Source organism: Aminobacter sp. P4_D5 (assembly GCF_056401815.1).
Genome location: NZ_JBFUIP010000214.1, coordinates 1 through 8,191, shown reverse-complemented (window position 1 = coordinate 8,191; position 8,191 = coordinate 1). Strand labels below are relative to the sequence as shown.

Below are 8,191 nucleotides of genomic sequence, written 5' to 3'. Positions count from 1 at the left end.
CTTATGTCTTATGGTTCATGGCCGAAACCGCCATCATCGCCACCGACATCGCCGAAGTCATCGGCACCGCGATCGGCCTCAATCTCATCTTCGGCATTCCCCTTGAGATCGGCGTCGTCATCACCGCGCTCGACGTCTTCCTGATCTTGTACCTGCAGAAGCTCGGCTTTCGCTGGGTCGAAGCCCTCATCATCACCTTGCTCGGCGTCATCGCCGTCTGCTTCGCCATCCAGGTCGCGCTCGCCGATCCGGATTGGGGCGCGGTCATCACGGGCTTCGCGCCGACCACCGAGATCGTCACCAATCCCGAGATGCTCTACCTCGCGCTTGGCATCCTTGGCGCCACCGTGATGCCGCACAATCTCTATCTGCATTCCGGCATCGTCCAGACGCGGGCCTATGGCGACACCTTGGTGGAAAAACGCCAGGCGCTGAAATACGCCACTTGGGATTCGACCATCGCGCTGATGTTCGCCTTGCTGATCAACGCCTCGATCCTGATCCTCGCGGCGGCAGCCTTTTACAACACCGGCCGCACCGAGGTCGTCGAGATCGGCGAGGCGCATGCGTTGTTGGCGCCGCTTCTCGGCCTCGCCATAGCACCCACGCTTTTCGGCATCGCGCTGCTTTGCTGCGGCATCAATTCGACCGTGACCGCAACGCTCGCCGGCCAGATCGTGATGGAGGGTTTCCTCCACATCAAGCTGCCGCCTTGGCTGCGCCGCCTGGTCACCCGCGCAATCGCCATTGTTCCGGCGGCGGCGGTTACCATCTGGTACGGCGACAGCGGCACCGCGAAGCTGTTGATCCTGACCCAGGTCGTGCTCAGCCTTCAGCTATCCTTCGCTGTCTTTCCCCTGTTCATCTTCACGGCCAGCAAGGAAAAGATGGGCGCGCTGGTCGCCCCGCGCTGGCTCATCGCCTTCGCAACGCTGATTGCCCTTGTGATCGCCGCTCTCAACATCAAGCTGCTGGTCGACTTCGTCCTGAACTGAAGCGCCAACTGACGTCCGCACCCCGGCACTACCCTAACGCGCCACGGCAACGCCCATCGACCTGCGGCTCACCGCGAGCACGGCAAGCGCTACCAGCGGAAAGGCCGCAGCGACGAGGCCGAGATCGGACGGCTTGGCGAACTCCAGCACGCGCCCGCCAATGACGGTGCCCAGCGCTATGCCAAAATAGAGCGCCGATGCATTGAGCGACAGCGTCAGATGCGCGACTTCAGGGCCGAAGCCGACGATGCGGCTTGCCTGCGCCGGCGGGAACGCCCAGCCGATGATACCCCACGGCACCATCAGGCCAATCAGCACCGGTCCGGCGACATGGTGCGGCAGAAGCTTGAGCGTCAGTGCAATGGCGATGCAGAAGCCCGACGACATCAACAGCGAGATCACCACCATGCGCGTCGCACCGATGCGGTCCGCAAGATAGCCGCTCGACAGATTGCCGATGACAGCGCCGGCGCCGAAGGCGAGCAGCATGCCCGGAAGCGCCATGGACGGCAGCCCCGCCCCTTCCAGCGCCAGCGGCGCGATGTAGGAGATCACGGTGAAGCCGCCGGCGAGATAAAGCAGCGTCACCAGAAGCGACGGCAGGATGCCGGGCCGAGCAATCGCGGTGAAGCGCTCGGCGAGCGTCAGCTTGATGCCGCGCGACCCCCTGGGCAGGCGCACCCACAGGATCGCGGCGCAGGAGATGCCAAGCAATGCGATGGCAACAAACGTTCCGCGCCAGCCCCACATCGTGGCGATCAGCGAGCCCACCGGCGCGCCGAGCGCCACGGCAAATGTCGTTCCGCCAACGACAACGGCAATAGCCCGCGCCCGGTGCTCGGGTCCGGCCAGCGATACGGCGGTAGCTTGCGCTGTCGCCGCATAGAGCCCAGCCGACATGCCCATCACGATCTGGCCGACCAGAAGCCCAGCAAATGAACCGCTTGTCGCGGCAATGATGTTGCCGAAGACGAAGACCAGCATGGTTGCCACCAGCACGCGGCGCCGGTCGATTTCACCTGCGAGCGCCGACAAGACAGGCGCGCCGATCGCATATGCGAGCGAAAACGCCATGATGAGGTAACCCGCAAAGGGCACGGAGACATGGGCGTCGCCGGCGATTGCTGGCAAGAGGCTGGAGAACACGAAGCCGACGGTGCTCATGGCAAACGAGCCGACCGCGAGCCAGATAAGGCGCTTGTCCATGACATTGTCCTTAGTTCAAAATATATTGAACTATTGAACTTATCGCAACGTCATGTCAATCTGCGTCTTGTCGGCTCCTGCCAGCCTGGTGTCAGCAGCTGCCACCGAGCCTTGAACAGCCCTCGCCACACAGTTACCTTCAAGCCATGTCCGTACTGCACCCGAACATCGACCAGATCACCCTGCCCAACGTCCTTGCCGCTCTGGGCGACCAGACACGGCTTGCCATCGTCGGCTATCTCGCCCGCAACGACGGTATGCCGGTGAACTGCGGGCAGTTCCTCGGATTCGGCTCCAAGACCAATCTCAGCTATCACCTCGCCAAGCTGCGCGAAGCAGGTATCACCCACACCGAATTGTCGGGAACGAGCCGGCTGATCTCGTTGCGCCGCACCGATCTCGACAGGCGGTTTCCCGGCCTGCTCGACTCGATCATCGCCACCGCACAGCATATCCCGGCACCCGAACGCCTGAAGCAAGAAGACTAGCCCAGGCACAGCTTTCGCCGAAGGAAAACTCAGATGCGCATCGCCGTCATCGCCGACATCCACGGCAACATCCTCGCCCTTGACGCTGTGCTCGCCGACCTCGCCCGGCGCGGCGGGGCCGATGTCGTCGTCAATCTGGGCGATACAGTCTCCGGCCCGCTATGGCCCGGCGAAACAGCCGAGCGGCTGCAGGCGCTCGACTGGCCGACCGTGCGCGGCAACCACGACCGCCGCGTCGCCACCGATCCCCTCGACGAAATGAGGCCGTCCGACCGCTTCGCCAATGATCGCCTGACGCCTGCCCAGCGCGGCTGGCTGGAGGCGCTGCCACTGACGCTGGAGATCGCGCCCACAGTCTTCGCATTCCATGCCCGGCCGAACCACGACGAGCGCTACCTCTCCGAAATCATCTCCGAAGACCAGCTCGTCCGCGCACAACTGCCGGTCATCGACAACCGCCTCAGGCAGACAGACTCAAAATACCGGCTTTTGCTCTCGGGCCACAGCCACCGTCCCGATATCATACGGCTGCCCGATGGCCGCATCCTGTTCAATCCGGGCAGCGTCGGTGCTCCTGCCTACCACGACGACAACGCCCCTGTTCATGTCTCCGAGCAAGGCTCGCCAATGGCACGCTACGGCATCGTCGAACTCGATGGCGCGGGCGAGGTCTTGGGCATCGACGCGCTCGCGGTCATGTACGATCACGAGGCTGCCGCCCGCCGCGCCGAAGAGAGCGGTCGTCCGGAATGGGCACACGCCTTGCGCACCGGCTTCATGCCGGACTGAGTACATCAGGCTGTTTGCAGCGGCCGTCTTCGTCTAATCTCCAGTTTCGGAGAACCGATGGGGGACGAACATGTTCTCGCGCATCGATCGCTGCAGCAACGTCGAAGATTTTCGTGCGCTGGCCCAGCGACGGCTTCCCGCGCCGATCTTCCACTACATCGATGGCGCCGCCGAAGACGAGACCAACTACCGCCGCAACACCGAGGCCTTCCATGGCTGCGACCTGGTGCCCAACGTGCTTGCCGGCGTCGAGAACGTCGACATGTCGGTCACGATAATGGGACAGAAGTTGGCGATGCCAGTGTTCTGCTCGCCGACCGCCTTGCAGCGCCTGTTCCACCATGACGGCGAACGCGCCGTGGCCCAGGCTGCGGAGAAGTTCGGCACCATGTTCTCGGTCTCCTCGCTCGGCACCGTCAGCATCGAGGAAATTGGGCGTACAATCAGCACGCCCAAAATGTTCCAGCTCTATTTCCACAAGGACCGCGGCCTCAACTGGAGCATGCTCGAGCGCTGCCGGGAGGCCAAATTCGACGTGTTTACGCTGACGGTCGATTCTGTCACCGGAGGCAACCGCGAACGCGACACGCGCACCGACTTCACCTCCCCACCCAGCCTCTCGCCGCACAGCCTCTTCAGCTTCGCCGTCCACATGGGCTGGAGCTTCAACTACCTGCTGCGCGAAAAATTCAGCCTGCCGCAGCTCGAAGGCCATGTCAGCGAAGGCACCAACATCGCCATCTCCATCGGCGACTACTTCACCAAGATGCTCGACCAGTCGATGACCTGGGACGACGCCGAGGCGCTTCGGCAAAAGTGGAACGGCCCGTTCTGCCTCAAGGGCATCATGAGCGTGGCCGACGCCAGACGCGCCGTCGCCATTGGCGCCAGTGCCATCATGGTGCCGCACCATGCCGGGCGGCAGCTCGACGGGTCGCGCTCGCCCTTCGACCAGATCTCCGAGATTGCCGACGCCGTGGGTGGTCAGATCGAAATCATCTGCGACGGCGGCATCCGCCGCGGCACCCACGTCCTGAAAGCCATTTCCGCCGGCGCCACCGCCTGTTCGGGCGGCCATCTCTATCTCTACGCGCTTGCCGCCGGCGGCCAGAAAGGTGTCGAAAAGGCGCTTGGCAACCTGCGCACCGAAATCGAGCGCAACATGAAACTGATGGGTGTCAGCCGCCTCGACCAGCTCTCGCGCGAAAACCTGCGCTATCGCTGACAGCAGCCTACGAAATCAGCGACGAAACCGGTCGAGGGTCGCGGTGAATATCTGCGCCAGTGCGGCAATCGCATCGTCACGGGAAATCCGCCCGGCGACGGCATCCTGCGATACCGCTTCGGCAGCGCCCAAAAGCCCTGAGAGGATCGCGCCGCTCAGTTCCTCGGGCAATTCAACAAAACGCGAAAACGCCTCGCGGTATTCGTTCAGATAGCCATCCCGCAGCGACTGCTTGAACCCTTCCATTTCCTCGGTGCCCGAAAGTGCCGCATAGACCGCCCCGACCTCCGGGCCGACCGTGTCAACGCAATTCACATAGGCCTCGCCCAAAATGGCCGCGACATCGCCCAGCGTCTTGCCGGCCGAGGCCAGCGCCTGGCGCTGCGCTTCCAGCTGCAGATCATTGTAGGCGGAAAACAGCGCCATCAGCAGCCCCGCCCTGGTGCCGAAATGCTCATAAGCGATTGGCTTGCTGACACCGGCACGTTCGGCAAGCCGGCCAAGCGTCAGCGCGTCGGTGCCTTCCTCGCGCACGATCTCCTGCGCGGTTTCCAGCAATTGCACGCGCCGTTCGGCCTTCGGCAGTTTTTTCGTCGCGGCTGCACTCATGACGATCATGGCTCCAATTTTTTTCCAAGCGCACTTGAATGCGGCTCTTGCCAATACATATTACCAATGGTAACTTACATAAAGTAACTTACCAATATTAACAACATAGCATAGGAGCGATTTATGACCATTGCAGCCCGTGAAATCCATTTGAAAAGCCGCCGTGCAGGATTGCCCGGCCGCGCCAATTTCGAACTGGTCGAACGCACGCTTGCCGCCCCGGCCCCCGGTCAGCTCCTCGTCCGCACTTGCTGGTCAAGCTCGCCTGATCCTGGGCGGCGATAGCACCCGCCGCCTCACCCCTCCATTCAGATATGACAGCGCCGCCCTTGCGCGGCCACAGAGGAGTTATGCCCAAATGACAACGCACAAGCCCGTACTTATCATCGGCGGTTCCGGTTTCGTCGGCGCCCTCGCCGCCCGCACGCTGCGCAAGTTGCACCCGGCACTGCCCATCGCCATCGCCGGGCGCAATCTCGATAAGGCAAATGCGGTCGCCAAGGAGATCGGCAACGCCGAAGCCATAGTCGTCGACCTCGACCGCCAGGACCTCGGCCTGCCGTCGGACAAAGGCTTCAGCGCCATTGCCATGTTCGTCTATGACGCCACCCTCAACGCCCTGCGTTACGCCCAGGCCAAAGCGGTGCCATATCTGAGCCTCTCCACCGGCATTCACGAAATCGGGCCGGAGATCGCCATTTATACCCACAAGGCGAACGCGCCGTTCCTCATGGGCAGCAGTTGGCTCGGCGGCGCCGCAAGCCTCGCCATCGTGCATTTCGCCAAGCAGTTCGAGACGGTGGATTCGATCGAGATCGCGGCCCTCCTCGACGAGCACGACATGGGCGGCCCCGCCGCCGAGGCCGATTTCAACCGCCTCACCATGGTGCCGAACACCCTGGTTATCGACGACAACAAATGGCACTGGACCGCAACAGGCGAGCAGGGCCGCACCGTGACCAGTGTCGATGGCAGGCAGGTCCCCGGCTTGACCTATTCGCCCTTCGACGTCTTCAGCCTGCCGGTCACGACGGGCGCCCGAACCGTGCGCTTTGATTTCGCGCTTGGCGAAACCGCAAGCCGCCATCGCGGCGAGCATTTTTCCACCGAGATCATGATCGCCATCTCGGGCAAGAGGAAGGACGGCACCGCTGGCCGCAGCCGCTACGAGTTCGTTCATCCCAAGGGTCAGGCGCCGGTCACGGCACTCGCAGTGGCGCTTGCGGTCGAACGCCTGATCGGCCTCGACGGCAAGGCCCCCGCAACGCCCGGCCTCTACTTCGCCGAAATGCTGATCGACGCGGACTATGCGATCAAGCGCTTCAAGGAGTTCGGCGCCAGCATCTCGCAAGCCTCATAAGTCGACCGCCAGTCCAAGGGCAGCCGTGAGTTACCGCGGCTGCCCTTTCGTTTGTCCGCCTTCACCACGCCAAACCCGCATTCCAGCACAGGAAAAGCGTTTTTCGGGGTTCCCCACTCCCAATCCTTCCCCTATAAGGCCCGCCTAGCCTGATACTCGAATCTCACTTGCGCACCGGCCCGGGCATTGCCCCGTCCCGGTTCTTCGCGCAGGCCTTTTTACGGACGCACACCATGCCAAGACGCACCGACATCAAGTCCATCCTGATCATTGGTGCTGGTCCCATTGTCATCGGCCAGGCCTGCGAGTTCGACTACTCCGGCACCCAGGCCTGCAAGGCGCTGAGGGAAGAAGGTTACCGGGTCATCCTGGTCAACTCCAACCCGGCCACCATCATGACCGACCCCGAGCTGGCGGACGCCACCTATATCGAGCCGATCACCCCTGAGGTGGTAGCGAAAATCATCGCCAAGGAGCGCCCTGACGCGCTGCTGCCCACCATGGGCGGCCAGACCGCGCTCAACACCGCACTTTCGCTGCGCCGCATGGGCGTGCTCGAACGCTACAATGTCGAGATGATCGGTGCTGACGCTGCAGCCATCGACAAGGCCGAGGATCGCTCGCTGTTCCGCGAAGCCATGGCCAAGATCGGGCTGGAGACGCCGAAGTCGATGCTGGCCAACGCCTCCGACGTCAAGGACGCCGACCGCAAGAAGCACGAGGCCGAGCGCGCAGCGCTCAAGGCGGAAGCCCCCGCCAATCTCGACGCCGCGCTCGACGCGCTTGAAACCCAGTGGAACCTCGGCGAAGGCGACCGCAAGCAGCGCTACATCAACCATGCCATGGCGATCGGTGCCCAGGCGCTCGACCATGTCGGCCTGCCCGCCATCATCCGCCCGTCCTTCACCATGGGCGGCACGGGCGGCGGCATCGCCTACAACCGCACCGAATTCTTCGAGATCATCGGCTCCGGCCTCGATGCCTCCCCCACCACCGAAGTCCTCATCGAGGAGTCGGTGCTCGGCTGGAAGGAATACGAGATGGAGGTCGTCCGCGACAAGGCCGACAACTGCATCATCATCTGCTCGATCGAAAACATCGATCCAATGGGCGTGCACACCGGCGACTCGATCACTGTCGCACCGGCGCTGACGCTGACCGACAAAGAATACCAGATCATGCGCAACGCCTCGATCGCGGTGCTGCGCGAGATCGGCGTCGAGACAGGCGGCTCCAACGTCCAGTTCGCCGTCAATCCGGCCGACGGCCGGCTCGTCGTGATCGAGATGAATCCGCGCGTGTCGCGCTCCTCGGCGCTTGCCTCGAAGGCTACCGGCTTCCCGATCGCCAAGATCGCCGCGAAGCTCGCCGTCGGCTACACGCTCGACGAGCTCGAAAACGACATCACCGGCGGAGCGACGCCCGCTTCCTTCGAGCCGTCGATCGACTATGTCGTCACCAAGATCCCGCGCTTTGCCTTCGAAAAATTCCCCGGCGCCTCAACGACGCTGACTACAGC

Annotated in this window: 9 protein-coding genes; 7 read left to right on the top strand and 2 right to left on the bottom strand. The window is 63.1% G+C overall.

Translation table 11 applies throughout. From position 1 onward, the window contains the following. On the top strand, positions 1–995 hold a 995-nt coding region (locus AC1DWF_RS28220; protein ID WP_476842323.1), incomplete at its 5' end, for an Nramp family divalent metal transporter. A gap of 33 nt (positions 996–1,028) precedes the next feature. On the opposite strand, the gene AC1DWF_RS28215 is transcribed toward AC1DWF_RS28220, so the two are convergent. Continuing rightward, on the bottom strand, positions 1,029–2,201 hold the full coding sequence (locus AC1DWF_RS28215; protein ID WP_476784130.1) for an MFS transporter: 1,173 nt from the start codon (positions 2,199–2,201) through the stop codon (positions 1,029–1,031). A 146-nt stretch (positions 2,202–2,347) separates the two neighbouring features. On the opposite strand from AC1DWF_RS28215, the gene AC1DWF_RS28210 reads away from it, so the two are divergent. From AC1DWF_RS28210 to AC1DWF_RS28200, 3 genes are all read left to right on the top strand, one after another. Next, entirely contained in the window at positions 2,348–2,689 is a 342-nt protein-coding gene (locus AC1DWF_RS28210; protein ID WP_476784129.1) for an ArsR/SmtB family transcription factor, read from the top strand. A gap of 33 nt (positions 2,690–2,722) precedes the next feature. Then, positions 2,723–3,478 (top strand): metallophosphoesterase family protein, encoded by a 756-nt coding sequence (locus tag AC1DWF_RS28205; protein WP_476789079.1) that lies wholly within the window; start codon positions 2,723–2,725, stop codon positions 3,476–3,478. A gap of 70 nt (positions 3,479–3,548) precedes the next feature. Further along, on the top strand, positions 3,549–4,703 hold the full coding sequence (locus AC1DWF_RS28200) for an alpha-hydroxy acid oxidase (protein WP_476785399.1): 1,155 nt from the start codon (positions 3,549–3,551) through the stop codon (positions 4,701–4,703). A 15-nt stretch (positions 4,704–4,718) separates the two neighbouring features. Here the strand turns inward: AC1DWF_RS28200 and AC1DWF_RS28195 are convergent, their stop codons facing one another. After that, on the bottom strand, positions 4,719–5,312 hold the full coding sequence (locus AC1DWF_RS28195; protein WP_476785398.1) for a TetR/AcrR family transcriptional regulator: 594 nt from the start codon (positions 5,310–5,312) through the stop codon (positions 4,719–4,721). Between the two features lie 123 nt (positions 5,313–5,435). On the opposite strand from AC1DWF_RS28195, the gene AC1DWF_RS28190 reads away from it, so the two are divergent. The 3 genes from AC1DWF_RS28190 to carB form a co-directional block, all read left to right on the top strand. Further along, a complete protein-coding gene (locus tag AC1DWF_RS28190; RefSeq protein WP_476785397.1) occupies positions 5,436–5,597 on the top strand; it encodes a hypothetical protein in 162 nt (53 codons plus the stop codon). A gap of 73 nt (positions 5,598–5,670) precedes the next feature. Further along, positions 5,671–6,672 (top strand): saccharopine dehydrogenase NADP-binding domain-containing protein, encoded by a 1,002-nt coding sequence (locus AC1DWF_RS28185; protein WP_476785396.1) that lies wholly within the window; start codon positions 5,671–5,673, stop codon positions 6,670–6,672. 233 nt (positions 6,673–6,905) lie between these two features. Beyond that, positions 6,906–8,191, top strand: a 1,286-nt coding sequence (gene carB / locus AC1DWF_RS28180) for a carbamoyl-phosphate synthase large subunit (protein ID WP_476842322.1), incomplete at its 3' end; no start/stop codon positions are given.